18 protein-coding genes are annotated in these 18060 nt (G+C 54.3%); 12 read left to right on the top strand and 6 right to left on the bottom strand.

The genetic code is table 11. The features are described 5' to 3' along the window. Positions 1-276 precede the first annotated feature (276 nt). From MMC1_RS13745 to MMC1_RS13730, 4 genes are all read left to right on the top strand, one after another. Positions 277-441: a rubredoxin gene (locus MMC1_RS13745; protein ID WP_011714283.1), complete on the top strand. Its 165-nt coding sequence runs from the start codon at positions 277-279 to the stop codon at positions 439-441. A 135-nt stretch (positions 442-576) separates the two neighbouring features. Further along, entirely contained in the window at positions 577-1464 is an 888-nt protein-coding gene (locus MMC1_RS13740) for a DMT family transporter (protein WP_011714282.1), read from the top strand. Between the two features lie 64 nt (positions 1465-1528). Further along, the gene (locus MMC1_RS13735; RefSeq protein ID WP_011714281.1) at positions 1529-1855 is read left to right on the top strand and encodes a hypothetical protein; all 327 of its coding nucleotides are present in this window, start codon (positions 1529-1531) and stop codon (positions 1853-1855) included. Positions 1856-2045: 190 nt separating this feature from the next. Next, positions 2046-5327 carry an ATP-binding protein gene (locus MMC1_RS13730; protein WP_011714280.1) on the top strand — a complete coding sequence of 1094 codons (3282 nt, stop codon included), beginning with the start codon at positions 2046-2048 and terminating at the stop codon, positions 5325-5327. A 145-nt stretch (positions 5328-5472) separates the two neighbouring features. Here the strand turns inward: MMC1_RS13730 and MMC1_RS13725 are convergent, their stop codons facing one another. Continuing rightward, the gene (locus tag MMC1_RS13725) at positions 5473-6024 is read right to left on the bottom strand and encodes a GNAT family N-acetyltransferase (protein WP_011714279.1); all 552 of its coding nucleotides are present in this window, start codon (positions 6022-6024) and stop codon (positions 5473-5475) included. A 261-nt stretch (positions 6025-6285) separates the two neighbouring features. Then, positions 6286-7143, bottom strand: coding sequence for a DUF4197 domain-containing protein (locus MMC1_RS13720; protein WP_011714278.1), 858 nt, complete (start codon positions 7141-7143; stop codon positions 6286-6288). A gap of 124 nt (positions 7144-7267) precedes the next feature. Between MMC1_RS13720 and MMC1_RS13715 the strand changes: the two genes are divergently transcribed. The 4 genes from MMC1_RS13715 to MMC1_RS13700 all read left to right on the top strand — a co-directional run bounded on the left by MMC1_RS13715 (position 7268) and on the right by MMC1_RS13700 (position 10338). Beyond that, positions 7268-7912 (top strand): histidine phosphatase family protein, encoded by a 645-nt coding sequence (locus tag MMC1_RS13715; protein ID WP_011714277.1) that lies wholly within the window; start codon positions 7268-7270, stop codon positions 7910-7912. Between the two features lie 222 nt (positions 7913-8134). After that, the gene (locus MMC1_RS13710; protein WP_041642779.1) at positions 8135-8791 is read left to right on the top strand and encodes a DUF502 domain-containing protein; all 657 of its coding nucleotides are present in this window, start codon (positions 8135-8137) and stop codon (positions 8789-8791) included. Next, the gene (locus MMC1_RS13705; RefSeq protein ID WP_041641248.1) at positions 8785-9984 is read left to right on the top strand and encodes a potassium channel family protein; all 1200 of its coding nucleotides are present in this window, start codon (positions 8785-8787) and stop codon (positions 9982-9984) included. The genes MMC1_RS13710 and MMC1_RS13705 overlap by 7 nt, the downstream gene beginning before the upstream one ends. Positions 9985-9987: 3 nt before the next feature. Further along, positions 9988-10338, top strand: a complete 351-nt coding sequence (locus tag MMC1_RS13700; protein WP_011714274.1) for a DUF6394 family protein — start codon at positions 9988-9990, stop codon at positions 10336-10338. 141 nt (positions 10339-10479) lie between these two features. Here the strand turns inward: MMC1_RS13700 and lptG are convergent, their stop codons facing one another. Then, a complete protein-coding gene (gene lptG / locus MMC1_RS13695; protein WP_011714273.1) occupies positions 10480-11595 on the bottom strand; it encodes an LPS export ABC transporter permease LptG in 1116 nt (371 codons plus the stop codon). Between the two features lie 2 nt (positions 11596-11597). Beyond that, positions 11598-12776 carry an LPS export ABC transporter permease LptF gene (lptF, locus tag MMC1_RS13690; protein ID WP_011714272.1) on the bottom strand — a complete coding sequence of 393 codons (1179 nt, stop codon included), beginning with the start codon at positions 12774-12776 and terminating at the stop codon, positions 11598-11600. Between the two features lie 196 nt (positions 12777-12972). Between lptF and MMC1_RS13685 the strand changes: the two genes are divergently transcribed. From MMC1_RS13685 to MMC1_RS21715, 3 genes are all read left to right on the top strand, one after another. Next, entirely contained in the window at positions 12973-14508 is a 1536-nt protein-coding gene (locus MMC1_RS13685; protein WP_011714271.1) for a leucyl aminopeptidase, read from the top strand. Between the two features lie 7 nt (positions 14509-14515). Continuing rightward, positions 14516-14989, top strand: coding sequence for a DNA polymerase III subunit chi (locus tag MMC1_RS13680; RefSeq protein ID WP_011714270.1), 474 nt, complete (start codon positions 14516-14518; stop codon positions 14987-14989). 246 nt (positions 14990-15235) lie between these two features. After that, positions 15236-15772 (top strand): hypothetical protein, encoded by a 537-nt coding sequence (locus MMC1_RS21715; protein WP_011714269.1) that lies wholly within the window; start codon positions 15236-15238, stop codon positions 15770-15772. 128 nt (positions 15773-15900) lie between these two features. Here MMC1_RS21715 and ispF read toward each other — a convergent pair whose 3' ends face one another. Beyond that, positions 15901-16380 carry a 2-C-methyl-D-erythritol 2,4-cyclodiphosphate synthase gene (gene ispF, locus MMC1_RS13670; RefSeq protein WP_011714268.1) on the bottom strand — a complete coding sequence of 160 codons (480 nt, stop codon included), beginning with the start codon at positions 16378-16380 and terminating at the stop codon, positions 15901-15903. Continuing rightward, positions 16377-17105 carry a 2-C-methyl-D-erythritol 4-phosphate cytidylyltransferase gene (gene ispD, locus MMC1_RS13665; RefSeq protein WP_011714267.1) on the bottom strand — a complete coding sequence of 243 codons (729 nt, stop codon included), beginning with the start codon at positions 17103-17105 and terminating at the stop codon, positions 16377-16379. The genes ispF and ispD overlap by 4 nt, the downstream gene beginning before the upstream one ends. 82 nt (positions 17106-17187) lie before the next feature. Here ispD and MMC1_RS13660 point away from each other — a divergent pair, with 82 nt between their 5' ends. After that, positions 17188-18012: a cytochrome C assembly family protein gene (locus MMC1_RS13660; RefSeq protein WP_011714266.1), complete on the top strand. Its 825-nt coding sequence runs from the start codon at positions 17188-17190 to the stop codon at positions 18010-18012. Positions 18013-18060 lie beyond the last annotated feature (48 nt).

Below are 18060 nucleotides of genomic sequence, written 5' to 3'. Positions count from 1 at the left end.
CTGAGTGGAGCATTTGGGGCGCCGTGGTGTAAGACCTGTCCCGCCATTGTTGAAAGGTGAGGCTTTTTTTTCAAGGGTGAAATCTAAAAAATGTGGAAATAAGTGCAACAGATGGATAAAACAGAGATAAACTTTTTAACGGGGGAACGCGCCGTGCCGCCAAGCGGTCTACCACGAGGGTGTGTCTATAATTGGTGTGGATAGGAGCCCCAAAACACGCTGCAAATTTTGACCGTATGGTGCGGTCGTTTAAGCATACAATCTTGGAGAATAGCGATGAAAAAGTGGGTTTGCAATGCCTGTGGATTTGAGTATGACGAAGCCGTTGGTCTGCCTGAAGATGGCATTCCAGCGGGCACGGCTTGGGCCGATGTGCCAGCCGATTGGGTCTGCCCGGACTGCGGTGTCGGTAAAGATGAGTTTAGCATGGTCGAGGCATGAGCCCCTGTGCCAACAGGTAGTGGGTTAAAAAAAGCTGCTGAGACACTAAGGTTTCAGCAGTTTTTTTTTGGTTGAATGAGCATGGCAGGATGGCAAACTCAAAGGCAACAGCGCGGTGTTATGTGAGGCAATGGCATGCTCCAAAATAATAGTTACCAGCGCGGGGTGGTGTTGATGCTGCTCAGTGCGGTTATTCTCAGCAGTATGGGGCTATTGGTGCGCGGTATGACGCAAGCCCAGGATTGGCAGGTGGTGTTATGGCGGGGGATATGGGCGACCACGGGGATGGGGCTGGTGTTGCTGGTGCAGAACCGTGGTGGGAGTTGGCAGCGCATCCGTGAGGCGGGTTGGTTGGCACTATTGGGTGGAGTGTTTCAAGGGGGGGGCTCCATTGGGTTTATCCTCTCCATGTTGCACACAACGGTGGCCAATGCCATGTTTACCATGAGTAGCATGCCGCTCTTTACGGCGCTGCTGGCTTGGCTGGTGTTGCGCGAGCCCCTGCATAAAATCACGCTGTTGGCCATCGCCGTGGCCATGGCGGGGGTGGGACTCATGGTGTGGGATGGCATGAGCTATGGTGGCGCGCTGGGGAATCTGCTGGCGTTGGGGGCCGCGCTGTGTGCCGCCTGTTTGGTGGTGGTGTTGCGCTACGGGCGTGGGCGTAATATGTTACCAACCCTGATATTTGGTGCCCTCATATCGGTTATGGTGGGGGGCGTGATGGTGCCGGGCAGTTGGATGATCCCTTGGCGGGATTGGCTGCTCTGTCTGCTGTTGGGGGGTGGGGTGACGGTGGCGGGGCATCTGCTGTTTCTGCTGGCCTCACGGGATTTGAGTGGGGCTCAGTTAACCCTGGTGGGGTTGGTGGAGTTTGCCTTAGGTCCGCTGTGGGTCTGGTGGTTCATGGGTGAAGAGCCATCAGGCTGGAGCCTGCTCGGGGGAGCGGTGGTGTCGCTGGCGGTGGTGTGGCATACGGTGTGGGGAGCTGCCTGGGTTAAGCCGCTGCCAGGCCCTGCTTAAATGTCGGTTGGGTGACTAAGCAAGTTTTTACCATGAATGATGGCTTATAAAAGGAGTGCTGAAGGTGAGTAAACATCCGGGTGCCATTGGACGTGTAGCCTTAAAAAAGGAGTATGTGCGGGCCCCTGTGCCCATGGCGCAAAGGTTTGTGACCCCGACCTTTATGGTGCTGCTGCTGGGGGTGGCCGGTGGTGCGGTGGCGCACCTGTTGGGGCGGCCTATGCCGACTTTATGGTATCCGCTGCTGGGGGTGCTGTTGGCCGTGGTTGGTATGGGGCAGCTCCTGTTGGTGCGTAAAGTGGTGGGACGCATTTTGCAGACGGTACAGGCCAAAATGGTTTTTACCGGGAGCTTGATGCTTTTGGCCGCGGCCCTGTGGTTTGGTGTGTGAAGGGAATAAAGTGGGGGGCTTGGGTGTGATAAGGATCATTTTGCTTAGGGCTGCGCCTAAAATCATGTAACATATTGTCGTAGGTTGGCCTCTTTATTATTGGTGGAGGCTGTTTTTTCTCAAATATGTGTGTTGCCTTGTTGGTGGGTCACAGGCGGGCTGCTGACAGGGGTGTGTGGGGGCGTTTCCAATGGGTTGTTTGGATTGCGGGTTTGATAATCGTGAAGGGGTTCGTTTCTGCACGCAGTGTGGGTTGCCCCAAGCCGCCTTTTGCCCGCGTTGTCACTTCGCAGCGGCAGAGGGCGACCGCTTTTGCGGTGGATGTGGCTTGCGTCTACAAATGGGACAGGGTGTTTTGCCCAGCAGTGAGGGGGGGGCAGGCAAACTTCTGACGGCGGTCTCAGCCAGTTCTGGCAAAGGGGTGCTGCCGGCCAACCAATCCATGGAGTCGGAACGCAAACATGTCACCGTGCTGTTTGCCGACATCTCCGGCTTTACCGCTATGAGCGAAAAGCTGGATCCAGAAGAAGTAACTCAAATCATGAACGGCTGCCTGAAAATGTTGGCCGATGTTGTGACCCATTATGAAGGCTATGTGGATAAGTTTATTGGTGACTGTATCATGGCGCTGTTTGGGGCCCCCGTCACCCATGAAAATGATCCCGAGCTGGCCTTGCGCGCAGCCCTGGATATGCAGCAGGGCATGCTAAACTATAATAAAAATCTACCGGTTAAGCTGGATAAACCGTTAACCCTGCATATCGGTATTAATACCGGTATTGTGATCGCTGGTGGCGTGGGCTCCGATCAAAAAATGGAGTACACGGTGATGGGTGATACGGTTAATTTGGCCTCGCGTTTGGAGTCCAAGGCGGCCTCCGGTGAGACTTTCCTTTCCGGCTATACCTATAATATGACCCGCAGCCTGTTTGAGTTTGACCGTCTGGAACCCATGATGGTTAAGGGTAAACAAAAACCGGTGGAGGTCTATCGACTCAAAGGGCTCAATAGAGGCCGTGGGGATGACCGTAAGGCGCACCTGCCACTGGTGGGCCGGGCCGAGGAGATGCGTCAGCTTTCCGAACGGGTCGAGCGATTGGTCGAGGGCAAGGGGCAGGTGGTGTTCCTGACCTCGGAGCAGGGGTTTGGTAAGAGCCGTATTCGATTAGAAATTCGTAAACAACTGGTCGATATGGGTCTGACCTTGTTGGAAGGGGCCTGCCACTCGTTCTGCCGCTCAACCCGCTACCATGTGGTGGGGGAGCTGCTCAAACAGCTGTTCGGCATCAATGCGGACGATGGGGATGCGGTGGCGCTGGAGAATATGGAAGCGGCCTTAACCACCCTGTTAGAGCTACCCCCCGATCTGAATCAGGAGTCGGCCCGGGCACTGGTCTATATTGCCTCACTGCTGGGTTTGAAGGTGGACAACCAGCGTTATGAAATTCCCTTGGAGCAGATGGACCCCCGTGAGGTTAAGGCAGAGACCTTCCGGGCGATTGCTTGGCTGTTTACCAAAATGGCGAAAAAGCGCCCCCTGGTTATAACGGTGGAGGATCTGGATAACGCCGACAGTGCTTCCATGGAGCTGCTCACCTTCCTGCTGGAGGATCTGCGCAGTGTGCCCGTGATGTTCCTGCTGTTGATGCGGGCGGGGGGCGAACGGGATGCCAGTAAGCTTACCACCACCTGCAAACGGGTATGGGGTGCCGATTTTCTGGAGGTTGCTTTCAGCCAGTTCAGTGAGGAGGAGTGCGGCTTGCTGATTCAGCACCTCTTGGGTTCGCATCAAATCCCTGCCGAGCTCTATTCACTGGTGATGAACCGTACCGATGGCAACCCGCTATTTATTGAAGAGGTGGTGCAAAGTCTGGTAGATGGTCAGGTGGTGGAAAAACGTTCCGACGGCTCCATTGGCCTGTTGAAAGATCTGGCGGGGGTCTCTATCCCTGGCTCGGTGCATAGCTTAATCCTGGCCCGGATTGACAAGTTGCAGACCAAGTTGAAAGATCTGTTGCAGATGGCATCGGTCATTGGCAACGTGTTCCGTCTGGATCTGCTGCAAGCGGCCTTTCCAGTGGCGGATTTGGACCAGCGCTTGCGCCTGCTAGAAGAGATGGGGATTCTCTATGAGGTGCGCAGTTTCCCCGAAGTAGAGTACAGTTTCCGCAATGGTTTGATTCAAGAAGCGGTCTACGCCACCATGCTCAAGCAGAAGGTGCGTGAGCTGCACCTTAAAGTGGCCGATCTAACCGAGACCCTCTATGCCGAGCGTTTGGAGAACCATCTGGAGTCTCTGGCGCGGCACTTGGAACTGGCGCAGGCTTGGCCCCGTGCCTATCGCTATCTGGTGCGCAGTGGCGATAAAGCGCGGCTGGCCTTTGCCAATTTGGAGGCCAAAGGGTATTACCAGCGCACCGTGGAGGTTGCCGAGCAGAACCCCGAGGTATTGGCGCAGGCAGAGGCCCCTTCGCTGGCCCAGGTCTATACCCACTTGAGTGAGGTTGAGGAGCTGTTGGGGGATATGGATGCGGCTATAAAGGCGCGAGAGCATGGTGTAACCCTGCTCGATAGTGCGGTGGAAAAAGCGGCTGAAACCCGTTTGATTGGTCGTTTGTTAGAAAAACGGGGGGATAAAGAGCAGGCTCTGGAGGTGTACGATCGTGCGGTGGAGCTGCTGGCTGGGTTCCCGGACCATGTGGAGATGGGTCGGGTATTAACCAACCGCAGTTGGGTACTCAACCGCATGAAACAGGGTGCCCGTGCCTTGCACGAGGCGCAGACGGCCATGCAAATTTTTCAGGCGCACGATGCCCGCGGTGATATGGCGCTGTTGTATAACAATCTCAGCGTTTTCTGCGAGCATGCTGGGGATCTGGAGCAGGCTTTGGCGCATAACCAGAAGAGCTTGCAAATGTTTGAGGCGCTGGGTAATGTGCGTCAGCAGGGCAATGTGCATCTCTCATTGGGCTATATCTATAATGGACTGCGGAATTTTGAACAGGCGCTGATCCATTTTGATCAATCCTTTGAGCTTATGGACCGTATTGGCAACCGTTATGGGGCCGCCACCGCTTTGATGTCCAAAGGGCGTTGCCTGTTGGATGTCGATAAAGTGGAGGAGGGGGAGACCGCCCTGCTGCGTGCCTTACGCATCCACAAAGAGTTGAATATTTCTCGTAAAGTGGTGGCTAACCAGTTGGCTTTGGTGCGGCTCTATCTGCGCAATGTGGATCACCATGCTGCTCGGCGCTTCTTGAGTGAAGCCAAAGAGTTGGCGCGGCGTGAGGGTTTTGAATCCGATCTGGCTAAGCTGGCGCAGTTAGAGGGGGACCTTATGGTATTGGAGGGTAAAGATCCCTGTGGTCAATACCAAGAGGCCATCAGCCTGTTTGGTGCCATGGGTCGCACCCGCGAAGCCGAGCAGGTAATCAAAGCCCTGGAAAGATACCGAAGCAGCAATCATCAGTAGCCCTCGTTTAGCAGCAGGGTGTCAACGGACAAGCGGCAGCTCCAGTGGGGTTTGCCGCTTGTTTTGGTTTGGGGGTGCGACGGATGGTGCGGTACCGACCGCGCTTGTTTAAATAAAGGAGCGGCGCGTCAATCGGGGCGTGGGGTTATCCCCCGACTTGGCGGAAGGGTCGTTCATGGTTATCTGGGCGGAGGATCATGGGGTGAAACTGCACCTCACCTTGCCAACCTAAGAGACCTCGGTAGCTGAGCGGGCGCACCCATAGTCTGGGGGCGTGCCCGGTGGCGTTGGCCAGATAGGGCAAAAAGCCAAAGCGCATGAGAAAGTCGGCATGGGTGGCGCTATAGAGCGCCTCATGCCCACGCGCCGTACACGCACGAATGCCATCTTCAACCAGCATGCTACCAATGCCTAAACCGCGATGGTTAGGGTGTACAAACAGCGATGCCATGCCGACAAAACGGGGGCTTTGGGGGGTGTCATCATGCACATCAATGGGCAAAAAGAGGGCGTGTCCCACCAGCGAGCTGCCCTGGTAGACCAAACGAGAAATGCTGCCACCGCTGGATGATGCCATGCTGTGCAGGCTCTCCATGGGTTGCACGTCCGTCATATCTGCCCGATAAAGGGCGTTCAGGGCCGTTCGATCTTGGCGGGTTGCCCAGCGTATACGTAAGCCGTGACATAATGGGGTCATGGGTAAAAATCCTCGCTTTGGCGCCACACAGCTGCCTTCCTTGGCGGTCTGGTGCGTGGGGGCGCAAGATGCCCCAAAGTAGCCCGTTGGAAAACAGACGATAGGGATGCCTCCATGCACCCCTCTGCCGTTAGAGCACGCCAAAATGGCGACAGGCGTCTCCATAAAGGTTTGGTGATCGCAACTTTCCCGCCAAAACACCAAAAAAAACGCGGCATGCCGTGGGGCGTGCCGCGTGTGCGTCTTGGGTGAGGTGTTTAATTAGAGGGTATTCCCAAAATCAAACACTTTTTTCAGCAGGTCGGTACTACGGGCCACGGGATTGGTGCGAATTTTTTGCTCTTCAATGGCCATTTTGGAAAAGAGTCCATCCACACTCTTTTGGGTGACATATTTATCCAGATCAAAATCTTGAGGAGAGATCATTGAGGTTACGCTGCCCAATAAACTGCCTAAGCCACCCCCGCTGTGTTGACCCGCTGAGCCGAGCAGCGAGCTAACGCCACCGGCCCCTTGCAACAAACCAGATACCTGTTTGTAGGTGGCGGTGGCACCAGACTCTCCAGTGGCTTGGGTGACGATGGGCAAAATCGCCTGTTGCAGGGCGGTGCTGCTACTCCTACGAAAGTAGTCGGTGGCGGCATTTTCGCCTCCTTGCAAAATCGCCAAGGCATCGGTCAACGTCATGTTGTTGATCGCCTGGATAAAGATATCCACGGTGGAGGGCACGGCCTGTTCGGCGGCGCGGTTCATGGTGGTAATAAATTTATCCTGTAGCGATGGCCCAACCAAACTGCTGATGGCGCCCAAGGCTTCGGGCATGGGGATTTTTACGCTGGCATCGTCCAAAAATCCCCCTTGTTTACCCAAGTTAGAGACCGCCGTTTTGGCCCCCAGGCGCAGGGCCTCTTTTAAGCCATCCACCATCTCTTGTTGCGAGAGGTTCATAAAAGCGCTGCCGGTGGCTGGGGTGGCGGTGGTGGGTTGAGTGGCCGGTTGGGTCGCCTGTTGGGCCAGAGGGGCAACCTGATTAAGTAGATCCATCCAACCTGCATCAGCCTGTATGGGTAACAGGGTTAAGAGGGCGGCTGACGCCAGTAGGGAGAGATGCTTGTGCATGGTCAAACCTCGTAAAAAAAACGGGATTAAGTTCGATAAAACGTAACTTTGCCTGGAGTTTGAAGTAAAAACCAGTATAAAGTTGCAGCCTTTCTAGGTGGTCCCATGGAAAAGAGTTGAAAATATGCTCACATTATTGGATGCAGCGGATTTGTGTAACAGTTCGTTACTCATGCGGCATGGTCCCCGCTTGATAATCGAAGATGCCACCAAAGCGGAGACGGTGATGCTAACCCCCGAGGGTGAGCAGGCCGCCCGTCAAATGGGGGCTGAGCTGTTTGCCAAACACCCGCCTGCCCACCTCTACCATAGCACCATCGCTCGCTGTGGTCAGACCGCCCACTGCCTGTTGCAGGGGATGGGGCCTGTGGCCGGGCAGGTGGTCAACCATGGGCCGCACCCCATGCTGGCAGCCTGCTATTTACCAGATAGCCGTTATACGTATCAATATTGCCAAAACCAGGGTATGGACACCTTGCAGTTTATCCAGCAGTGGTTTGCAGGGAGTTTGTTGGCCGAGTTGGCGATGCCAGCCCTTCAAGCGGCCCGCAATCAGTTAGAATTTATGCAGGAACAGCATCAACAACTGGGTGGCTTTCAGCTCCATGTTTCCCATGATTGGAATATGATGCTGTTTATTGTTTTCTACCTGGGCTTAACGCCGTCATGGGCGGCGTGGCCCGGTTTTCTGGAAGGGGTGTTGTTAACCTGGGAGAGCCCTGGGGTGCGGTTGCAGTTTCGCCACCACACCGCACGACTTGCCCTATAAAATCGGATGTGTGCGCTAAGGGCAAGGGGGCGAGCCTTTGTATCAACCCAGGGTGTGGAATTGGCCGCTCTGGGTGGATTGTGGAATGGGCTATAGGCATCTTAGGGTAAGTGCCGTATAATCCCTTTGGCTTGGCGGTGTTGCAGGTCGGTCGGCGCATCGGCTTTGCAGGGGATCTCCCCCCGCCATAAACCGGAATAGGTTTCGGAGCAGCATAGGGTGTTGAAGCGATTTCGAGTTCGACTAAGACAAAATTTTCTTGCGGGTCTGCTGCTGGTTCTGCCCGTTGGGGTGACGCTGTTTATTCTACATCTCATGGTTGCCAGTAGCGATCTGCTGCTCAGTTGGTTGCCGGAACGGTTGCAACCCGATCAACTGCTGGGCTTTCACCTGCCTGGGCTGGATCTGTTGCTCACGCTGCTCATGATTTTACTGGTGGGGAGCGCAGCGCGTCACTGGGTGGGACGCTGGTTGGTGCAGTGGAGTGAGCGCTTATTCGGGGCTATCCCCTTGGTGCGCAATCTGCACCACGCCGTCAAACAGTTTGTGGGTACGCTATTGGGACGCCGCGCCAAAAGCTTTAAACAGGTGGTATTGTTGGAGTACCCTCGCCCAGGGCTGTTTGCCATTGGCTTGGTCACGGCCCAGGGACGGGAGGAGATTCTTGAAGTGATGGGGGAGCCGCTCTACCACGTGTTTGTGCCAACCACGCCCAACCCGACCAGCGGCATGCTCCTGTTTGTGCCAAAAAAAGAGGTAATTGAGCTGAATATGAGTGTGGAGGAAGGGCTTAAATTGGTTATTTCCGGTGGTCTGGTTATCCCGAGCAGAAATGCGGCCAGTACCGTTCCCACCCGTCAGGGCGACCGCTCATGTTGATGGGACGTTCCAATATCAACCGCTTTGCCAAACGGCAGCGCGATTTAACCGATGTATTGGGCCGCTTTCGCCCCCCTCTGGTGGCGTTGGTCATGGTCAATACCTTTGGTATCCTCGGTTTTATGATGATCGACGACTACCCTTTCATCGATGCCGTTTACCAAACCGTCTTTACCCTCACCACGGTTGGTTATCAAGAGACCCACCCCATCTCCGATTTAGGTAAAGTATTTGTGGTGGTGCTCATCTTAGTGGGGGTGATGACCTGGACCTATGCCCTGGGTACCGCCATCAGTGTGATGGTGAATGAAAATGTCATTGGTAAGTTTCGGGAGGCCATCATGGTTCAACAGGTGCGGGAGTATCAAGACCACTTTATTGTGGCCGGATATACCGATATTGGTCGAGAAACCATCCGCATGTTGCAACGCCAACGCATCCCCTACGTGGTGTTGGATGATGACCCAGAACGCATCGCCAGAGCCGAAGAGGATATGCTCCATGAACTGCTGCCCCTCAATCCTTTTCATAATGAGAGCTACCGCAAAGCCAATATTGGTCAAGCCAGGGGTATGATTACCGCCTTTGGGGACGATGCGGATAATATTACAGCAGTGGTCACGGGTAAAATTATGGAGGATGAGAGCGGCCACAAGCTGCTCATTATCACCGTGGCTGAGCATCATGAATCCCGCGCCAAGCTGGAAAAAGTGGGGGCCGATGTGGTGATTTTGCCCCACGAACTCATTGGTCAACGTATCTCAGCGTTGGCACTGCATCCGCCCGATCCTGAACACTCTAGCTTTTTGGATCGGGTTGCCTTTGGTGAGTTTCTTAATCTGGATATCCGTGAGGTGCGCATCAACAAGGGTTCGGTGCTGGACGGGGTGGCCATTCGAGATAGTGGCATCCGGAACGCGCTGGGGGCCAACATTATGGGCATCCGCAAGCGGGGTAAGCGCAAGCTATTGCTTATGCCTAACCCTGATATCACCATCCACTTTGGTGATCAGGTGCTTATTATGGGGACCTTGTCTCAGCTTGAGGGGTTGCCTGAGTTTTTGCACCCCGAGCGGGAAGCCATTCACCACGACCCAACCAATTGGGACGCAGATTCTGAACAGCTGGATGATATGGACGAACCCACCGAACCGGTTACGACCCGCTCAAACGCGGCATTGACTCAGGAGTAGAGTATGGATTGGCGTCTTATTTGGACCACTTTTTTTCTGATGATGGCGTTAACCACCACCATCAGCTTTATCTACTATGGTAGTGGTTATGAGCTCATTTTGGCGGTCTCTATGAACTTGGTGGCGACCACCCTTAAGCTGGGTACGCGGCACTCCATTGGTTCTATGATGATGTCGGCTTCGCTGGTTGCGGATTTTCATCTTATTCCCGCCCTTGGGGCCTTCTATATTTTGCACAATCCCACCTTAGCCCACGCCTTGGTGGTGGGTGCGCTGGTGGCCAATACCATCTCTGTGGCCCTGTTGGTGGTGGAAGCGGTGTTGGAACAGTTGCAAAAGGACTCCATGAGCTAATGCGCTTGGCAGGAGCGGTATAGGTGTGCGTGGTAAAACCCGGGCGGCGTGTTGAGCGCCTCACCGGTGGGGGGTATGACAAACAGCAACGGGCTATGGCGTTTTCCATAGCCCGTTGCTGTGCCCAGCTTTGGCATGGGGTTAGATGGGCACATCCTCTTCCAGATGCAGCAGCAAAAAACCACCGATACAGATAAAAAACATCACCGGGGCAAAGGCTGCTAAGAAGGGGGGCAGCCTTTCACCAAAACCCAAGGCGGTAAACAGATCCACCACCACAAACATAAAAAAGCCGGTGATAAATCCCATCAACATGGAGCGAAAGGTCCCCCCCATGCGGTGCAGCCGCAGGGCAAAGGGGAACGCCAGCAAGATGGCCGCTAGGGTGGTGAGGGGGTCTGCCAGTTTACGGTAGAGGGTTACCCAGTAGGGGGTGGCGTCATACCCCTCTCTAGCCAATCGGTCGGCATGTTTCCAGAGCGCTTGTAAAGAGAGCTCTTCTGGCTGCGGTGTCGCGCGTTTAATCTGCTCTTTTTCTAGATTGATCGCCCAAGGCATGCGTGTAAAGGGCTCGCTCTGGGTGGTGTGGCCATTAAAACGATAGATCTGACCATTGTGCAGCACCCAGCCCTCATTTTCCCAGGTTGCTTTGTGGGCATCGGCGCGCATGAGCAGGTCATGTTCTGGGGTAAAGCGGAAAATGGTGACTTCTAGCAGCAAGCGTTTATCGCCATAAGCCCGTTTGGCGTGCAAAATTTGGCCACCATCACGGATCCACAAATTATCCTTACGCACCCCTTCTAAACTGACCATGGATTCATAAAGAGCCGCCTGCTCGGGTAGGTTCATGCGAAAGATGGAGCGTTCAGCGGCGGCATTGGTGCGGGGTACAATTTGATCCAGCAACAGCATTTGCACCCCAGCGACCATGACCCCCCCCAATAAAAAGGGGATTAAAATACGCACCAAAGAGACCCCGCCAGAGCGGATAACCGTCAGCTCATTTAAACGGGTTAATCGGGTAACCACAAACAGGGTGGTAAGTAGGGCAATGGGGGGTAGAAATTGGGTGAAAAAATGGGGCATGCGCAGGAAAATAAGCTCGACCATATCCTGCCAAATGACATGATCGCGCCCTCCAAAGCGGCGAATTTGCTCCGCGCCATCCATAAGGAAAAAAAGCGCGATAAAAATGCTGAAAACTTTGACAAACCCCTGCAAAAACAGTTGCAGTAGATAACGGAACAGGATTGGCATGGTCAGCGCGCCTTTCCGCTCGGGTTGGTCGTTTGCAGCATGCGCTGGGGCAGCATGGCCAGCACCGCGCCCAACCATTGAAACAGCCGGATGGGTCGATCATGGTAGGCCATGTAGGTGACGTAACTGGTAAACAGCAGCAGTGCCAAATTGGGGGACCATGCACCCATAGCGGGGCTGATTAGGCCGCGCTTCGCCATGGCTTCGCCCAAGGTAAGCAGAATAAATTGTAGAATGAGTACCGAAATGGCGACAATAAAGCCAAATCCTCGGCCCGAGCGCTGGTTTTGTTGCATCGCCAGTGGAATGGCCAGAAAACCCAGCAGTAGGGTGGCTAAAGGTATGGCAAAACGGCGGTGCCACTCCCGTTCGGCTTCGCTGGCCAAAAGCGGGTCTTGGGCGATGCGGGCCTGTTCCAGATCGGCGATGCTGTAAGAGCGGATGGCACGGTCGCCAGAGCTGCTTTCTGTCTCAAACGCGATGCCCAACTCCAGATCATAGGTAGAAAAATTAAGCCGCCGGTAGGCGTTGCCGGGGGCCATTTGGTGGCGGCTGCCCTCTTTGAGCAGCAGCGCGGTTTCACCGGTGCTACCCCGGTGCAGCATGCCCGATTTAGCAATGACGGTCACGGGCATGTCGGGGTCCCGTTCATCATGAATGAGCAGTCCTTCCAGCAGTTTACCCCCATGGCTTTGGCGGTTGACGTAGATGGTCAAACCGGGAATGGTGTTATTAAAGGTTTGGGTTTTGATGCTGAAGGTATTTTGACTCAGTAGGGCGACCCGAATATTTTGAAAGAGGGTGTGCGAATCGGGCACTAAAAACCAGTTGAGATAAAGTGAGCAGGCAGTCACGACCACGATGGGTACCGAGAGGGGGTAAAAAATGCGCAATAAGCTGATGCCGCTGGCTTTGATGACGATCAGTTCGCTATCTTGAGCCAGTCGCCCTAGTCCGATCAAAATCCCCACCAGCAGCGCCATGGGTAGGCTGGCGACCAGAAATTTGGGCATAATAAGGAGCACCATTTTCCCCAAGACGGAGACGGAGACGCTTTTATTGACCCAAAGATCCACCAGCATTAGGATCTGCGGCAGCAGTACCAGGGTGGTCAAGACCACCAGCGCGGTAAAGCTGGTTAGGGCACATTCAGTGAGAAGATATCGGGACAGACGCTTCATTATCAGTTATGGTAGATGACCAGAGTCGGTGGCGCACTGCGCTACCCTTTCGTACCTATACGCGTAACACAAAGTGCGCGTAATGTTGTAAGTCGGGCGGTGCAGATTTGGGGCCGGGACTCCGGTTTAGGTTGACGATACACCCACGTACGCACTCTTTGTACCATTCCATGACGAGCTTTACCACAGAGGCAATATGACTGAGCACGCTTTCCAGGTCGTTAGTGAGACATCCACCCCAGATTCATGGCAGGCCGATGCCCTAATTATCGGGGTTTTCGGGGGTGACAAGCCCAAAATGCAGGAGGGTTTGACGGATTTGGATAAAAAAGTGGTAAAGGTCATCAAACAGGCCATCAAGGCTGGATGGTGTAAAGGAAAGTTGGGTGAAACATTGCCCCTGCCCATGCCGGATGGCAGCGGATTGTCGGTGGCACGGCTGTTGTTACTGGGGTTGGGTAAGCCAGAAGAGTTGGATGCCGAGACATTACGTCAAGCTGGGGGCCATTTGGTTAAGGCTTGTGATAGCCATAGTATAGAGAGTGCCATCACGCTGATGAGCGATCTGGCAATGGCGCAAGTCGAGTCGGCTCGCGCACTTTACACCCTTTTAGAAGGGGTGTGGCTGGGGCGGTATCGGTTTGAGCAGTACCGTTCGGCTGATGATGAACCTGTAACCCGTCTTCAGAAACTTTGCTGTGCGACCAGCAAAAAAATGGCGGATGAAACCCAAACGGTGCTGGATAAGGTTGCCGCCGCCGCCGCCGGGGTGTGGTTTTGTCGGGATCTGTGTAACCAACCCGGCAACGTGCTTACCCCCAAGACCCTCGCCGATGAGGCGGTTAAATTGGGTGAGGGCGATGCCATCAAGACCACGGTGATGGATGTCACCCGACTGCGCCGCAAGGGCATGAACGGAATTTTGGCGGTGGGGCAGGGCAGTGACACACCACCCCGTATGATTGTTATGGAGTACCGTAAGGGGGGGGACAAACCGCTGCTGGCGGTGGTGGGTAAAGCGATCACCTTTGATTCGGGTGGTATCTCCCTCAAGCCCGGTGCCAACATGGATCATATGAAATACGATATGAGCGGTGGCGGTGCGGTGTTTGGTTTGATGAAGGCCTTGGCGCAACTCAATTGGCCGGTCAATGTGGTGGGTGTTGTGCCCACGGCGGAAAACATGCCCGATGGCAAGGCGCAGCGCCCAGGGGATGTGATTACCATGTCCAACGGCAAAACGGTGGAGGTGCTTAATACCGATGCGGAGGGACGTTTAATTTTGGCCGATGCGCTACACTATGCCTGTGGCTTAAAGCCTGCGGCAGTGGTGGATTTGGCAACCCTGACCGGGGCCTGTGTGGTGGCGCTGGGGCATCATGCCAGCGGGCTACTGGGTAATGATGACGCCCTGCAAACCGAATTGGAGGCTGCGGGCATAAGCAGTGGTGAGCGCGTCTGGCGTCTGCCGCTGTTTAAAGAGTATCAGGAGCAGATTAAATCCAAGGTGGCTGACATCCAAAATATTGGCGAAAAAGGGGCGGGCACCATTACGGCGGCCTGTTTCCTCTCCCGTTTTGTGGAGGAGGGTATCCCTTGGGCCCACTTGGATATTGCGGGTACCGCATGGGGCGTGCCGGGCAAAAGCTACATTGGTGAGGGTTCCACGGGTAGCAGTGTACGCCTGTTGCTTCAGTGGGTAGAGCGCCGCATGGCGGCCAGCGAGGCCTGAGCGACGCATGGCTAAAACTCAGCAAGACCCGCTTCGCGTGCGCTTTTATCAACTTGCCACGGATAGCCGCGAGCGGGCTTTGCTGAAAATTTTAAATAAGGTTTACGGTATGGGCCTGCGGGTCTGTATTGTGGTGGAGGATCGCCAGCAGGCTCAAGGGTTGGACGAACACTTATGGCGCCATCCTCCAGATAGCTTTTTACCCCATGCAACCAGCGTAGATCCCTTTCCCGAAGCGCAGCCTATCCTGATTAGCGAGCAGCCAGTCGATCCCAATGGTGCCACCGTCGTGGTTATGCTGACCCCCGTTCCGTTGGAGAATTTGGATCAATTTGACACCGTTGTGGATTTTGTGCCAGACGATCCACAAGCCAAACGGGCCAGCCGCCTACGCTACAAACACTATAAAGATGCCCAGTGCCAGATGGAGTATTGGATTCAAACCCCAAAAGGGCAGTGGGAACGCGCGGCGGCATCATAGCCCATCGCGACCTATCCCGGAGGAAAGTGCAAATTTGCAAATAAAAAAAATAAAAATTATATACAATTGGTATATTAAATATGGAAAACTCATAAATAAAATTAAAACGAGATAAACAGCATGATAAATTTCATTGTTGATTGACGCTGTCGTCGCCGTTTGATAGTTTGTAGGCCTCGTTCTAGTCATATGCGTGTTGCTGAGGGTGCTTAAATGGCATAAGCAAGGCGTGCAGGAGGTGGTGTTATGAGTACAATGTCTTTTCCGGGTTTGGATCCGCTTGTGGTTGCTAAAGGCGTTACGCCTACAGCAGTTGATACTCATCTTGGTTTGCCTGTCGGTAGTGTCGCATTTATCTTGTCTCCAACACCGCAACCTGTGCTGCGTCTGGATTCGGTTTGTGAACGGCTCCGGCATCTCGATCTGTTGATGGATTACTTGGGTGTGACGCTGGTAGGTTCAAGCAAATATGGCTCTATGTCGGTCCGTTTTCGGCAGCTTGAAACTGTTCGGCAACGCATCCACTGCTCGCAAAAGGAGTTGGCGAGAGTGTCTGGTGTGTCGATCAAAGAGATTAAGCGGCTGGAAACCCCTGTAGGGGGGAATTCAGCCATCAGGCATAGCACCAGTTGCACCAACGCACGAGCCATTATCGCTGCGATCCAGCGTTTGGCCCCAAGATTTATGCATCCGTTTGAGGCAGAGATTGGGGTGGCTCCTTTGACCAACAAGGGGCGTCAATTTTTTTCTTTGCAGCAGTTGGGAAGGAAGTACGTGAGCTGATAAGCAAGAGGGCTTATCAAAAGGTTGTGTTCAGTCGTTGAAAGAGGCTTTCTCAAAATGTTGAAAAGGCCTCTTTCTCTTTGTGCAGTTACCCCCACTCTTTATTAGGCCGCTGGAGCAAGCCTTTCTCAAGGGCGTTGCAACAATACCACGCACTGCGCCGCAACCCCCTCATTTCGTCCGGTAAAGCCCAGCTTTTCCGTTGTGGTGGCCTTAACATTAACCTGTTCCACGTCACACCCTAGGGCCGCCGCGATCACCGTTTCCATGCGCGGGATATGGGGGGCCAATTTAGGTTGCTGGCAGATGACCGTGGCATCTAGGTTGATCAACTGCCAGCCCTGTTCCTGCATATAGCCGTAGACATGCTTCACCAGTTTGATGCTGGCAATGCCCGCATAGTGGGGGTCATTATCCGGGAAATGGCGGCCAATATCGCCGCGCCCCATGGCCCCCAACAGGGCATCACAGATGGCATGTAGCAGAACATCGGCATCGGAGTGGCCCAGCAAACCTTGATTATGGGGTACCTCTATTCCCCCCAGCATGAGTGGGCGGCCCTCAATCCAGCGGTGTACATCAAAGCCTTGACCTACGCGTATGTTCATACGATCTCCTTGCCTTGAATCAGGGCACGAACGGTTTCTAAATCCTCAGGCCGGGTGATTTTTAATAGGTGTGGGTCCCCCTCAATAGGCAGCACGGGTAAACCGGCCCACTCCATGAGCGAAGCATCATCCGTGGCGGTAAAGCCTGCGGCGCTGGCCTGTTGGTGCAGATCTAACATTAAGGCGGTGGGAAAAATCTGGGGGGTCTGCGCCAACCAGATGGTACGCCGATCCAGGGTGCGCACCACAAACCCCTTATCATCCACCTGCTTGACCGTATCGTGAGCGGGCAGGGCGGTTAGAATGCCTTGCGCCCGGCTGCGGGCTTGGAGCAGTCTGTCTAAGAGAGCTTGGCTTATCAACGGACGGGCGGCATCGTGAATGGCAACCCATGGCACGCCCAACTGCTGCGCCACCAACAGACCATTGCGCACCGAATCTTGTCGTTCTGCACCACCGATAACAGGGGGTTGCAGCTTGGCTAGTGCGGCAAACTGGTGTGACCACACCTGCCAATGGGGATCTCCATTGGCGATAACCGGGATAATATGGCTAATCAGGCGGTGCTGATGGAAGCGACGCATGGTATGTAAAATGACCGGCTGGTCATCAATAAGATGATACTGCTTAGGTAAATCATCTCCAAAACGGCTGCCTCGACCGGCGGCCACCAGCACCAAGGCGCATAATTCTTCTGTGGCAGAAGGGTGTGAATTTTCGTGCATCGTGGTATTCTCCTAAGTTTATGGGGTAAAACTGGGTCGAACAGCGCACGCTGTCAACGGAAAACCGAAGCGGAGTAGTGGGATGCCGGATCTTCTGTACTGGTTGGTGGTTGTAGGTTATAGCATGGCCGCCTTTTTGGTGGTGCGAAATCATCTTCGTGGTATCAAAGAGGCCTGCCTCTCCAGTTGGTGGTGGGGGACCACTGCGTGGTTTGTGCAGTGCTATCTGGTGGTGGGGGCCTTAGTGGCTGGCCACGGGCTTTTTTCGACCGGGTTGGGGCCCTCGCTCTTTTCTATCTCGTTGGTGCTGGGTGGCTTTTACCTGATTGGCTGGCGCATTAACCGCAATGAGGCAAGAGCGGTGGGCTTGGTGTTGTTGCCCATGTTGGTGGTGGTGCTGCTGATTTCCAAACTGTTAGGGGATGATGGTGCAGGGGTTCGGGATATTGGGGATCCCCTATTGGTTTTGCATCTGGCGCTGTCGCTCTCGGCTTACGGACTTTTTTCGATTGCGGTGGTGTTGGCCCTGCTGGATGCTTGGCAAGAGCATGCTCTTAAGAAAAAACAGTTCAATGGACTGTTTCGCGTGTTACCTTCTTTAGACAAACTGGAACAAGATCTCTTCTATATGGTTGCGGGGGGAATGGGGCTGCTGACCCTAAGTATCCTATCGGGCATGGCCTACACCTATCAGCAACTGGATCAATGGTTCATTTTCAACCATAAGGTGGTGTTTACCTGGATCACATGGCTGGTATTTGGGGTGCTGTTGGTGGGGCACCGAGCCTATGGTTGGCGAGGGCGTCGGGCTGTTCGCATGACGGTGTGGGGCTATCTGTTTTTGGTGCTCGCCTACGTTGGGGTTAAGTTTGTGGCAGAGTATGTGCTCAATCGAAGCGTGTCATAGCGCGGGCTAAATGTGAAGATCGGAAAAAACGCCTTGCTTTACGCGAAG

The sequence above is a fragment of the Magnetococcus marinus MC-1 genome (genome assembly GCF_000014865.1).
GTDB classification, from domain to species: domain Bacteria; phylum Pseudomonadota; class Magnetococcia; order Magnetococcales; family Magnetococcaceae; genus Magnetococcus; species Magnetococcus marinus.
Note: the sequence above shows the minus strand (reverse complement) of the source record. Positions and strands in the feature narration are given on the sequence as shown.

Excerpts from the sequence above, each read along its gene's own strand:
- MMC1_RS13745 (WP_011714283.1), top strand. The coding sequence starts at position 277 with ATGAAAAAGTGGGTTTGCAATGCCTGTGGATTTGAGTATGACGAAGCC.
- MMC1_RS21715 (WP_011714269.1), top strand. The coding sequence starts at position 15,236 with ATGAGTACAATGTCTTTTCCGGGTTTGGATCCGCTTGTGGTTGCTAAA.
- MMC1_RS13685 (WP_011714271.1), top strand. The coding sequence starts at position 12,973 with ATGACTGAGCACGCTTTCCAGGTCGTTAGTGAGACATCCACCCCAGAT.
- MMC1_RS13720 (WP_011714278.1), bottom strand. The coding sequence starts at position 7,143 with ATGCACAAGCATCTCTCCCTACTGGCGTCAGCCGCCCTCTTAACCCTG.
- MMC1_RS13730 (WP_011714280.1), top strand. The coding sequence starts at position 2,046 with ATGGGTTGTTTGGATTGCGGGTTTGATAATCGTGAAGGGGTTCGTTTC.
- MMC1_RS13680 (WP_011714270.1), top strand. The coding sequence starts at position 14,516 with ATGGCTAAAACTCAGCAAGACCCGCTTCGCGTGCGCTTTTATCAACTT.
- lptG (WP_011714273.1), bottom strand. The coding sequence starts at position 11,595 with ATGCCAATCCTGTTCCGTTATCTACTGCAACTGTTTTTGCAGGGGTTT.
- lptF (WP_011714272.1), bottom strand. The coding sequence starts at position 12,776 with ATGAAGCGTCTGTCCCGATATCTTCTCACTGAATGTGCCCTAACCAGC.
- MMC1_RS13725 (WP_011714279.1), bottom strand. The coding sequence starts at position 6,024 with ATGACCCCATTATGTCACGGCTTACGTATACGCTGGGCAACCCGCCAA.
- MMC1_RS13715 (WP_011714277.1), top strand. The coding sequence starts at position 7,268 with ATGCTCACATTATTGGATGCAGCGGATTTGTGTAACAGTTCGTTACTC.
- MMC1_RS13705 (WP_041641248.1), top strand. The coding sequence starts at position 8,785 with ATGTTGATGGGACGTTCCAATATCAACCGCTTTGCCAAACGGCAGCGC.
- ispD (WP_011714267.1), bottom strand. The coding sequence starts at position 17,105 with ATGCACGAAAATTCACACCCTTCTGCCACAGAAGAATTATGCGCCTTG.
- MMC1_RS13660 (WP_011714266.1), top strand. The coding sequence starts at position 17,188 with ATGCCGGATCTTCTGTACTGGTTGGTGGTTGTAGGTTATAGCATGGCC.
- ispF (WP_011714268.1), bottom strand. The coding sequence starts at position 16,380 with ATGAACATACGCGTAGGTCAAGGCTTTGATGTACACCGCTGGATTGAG.
- MMC1_RS13700 (WP_011714274.1), top strand. The coding sequence starts at position 9,988 with ATGGATTGGCGTCTTATTTGGACCACTTTTTTTCTGATGATGGCGTTA.
- MMC1_RS13740 (WP_011714282.1), top strand. The coding sequence starts at position 577 with ATGCTCCAAAATAATAGTTACCAGCGCGGGGTGGTGTTGATGCTGCTC.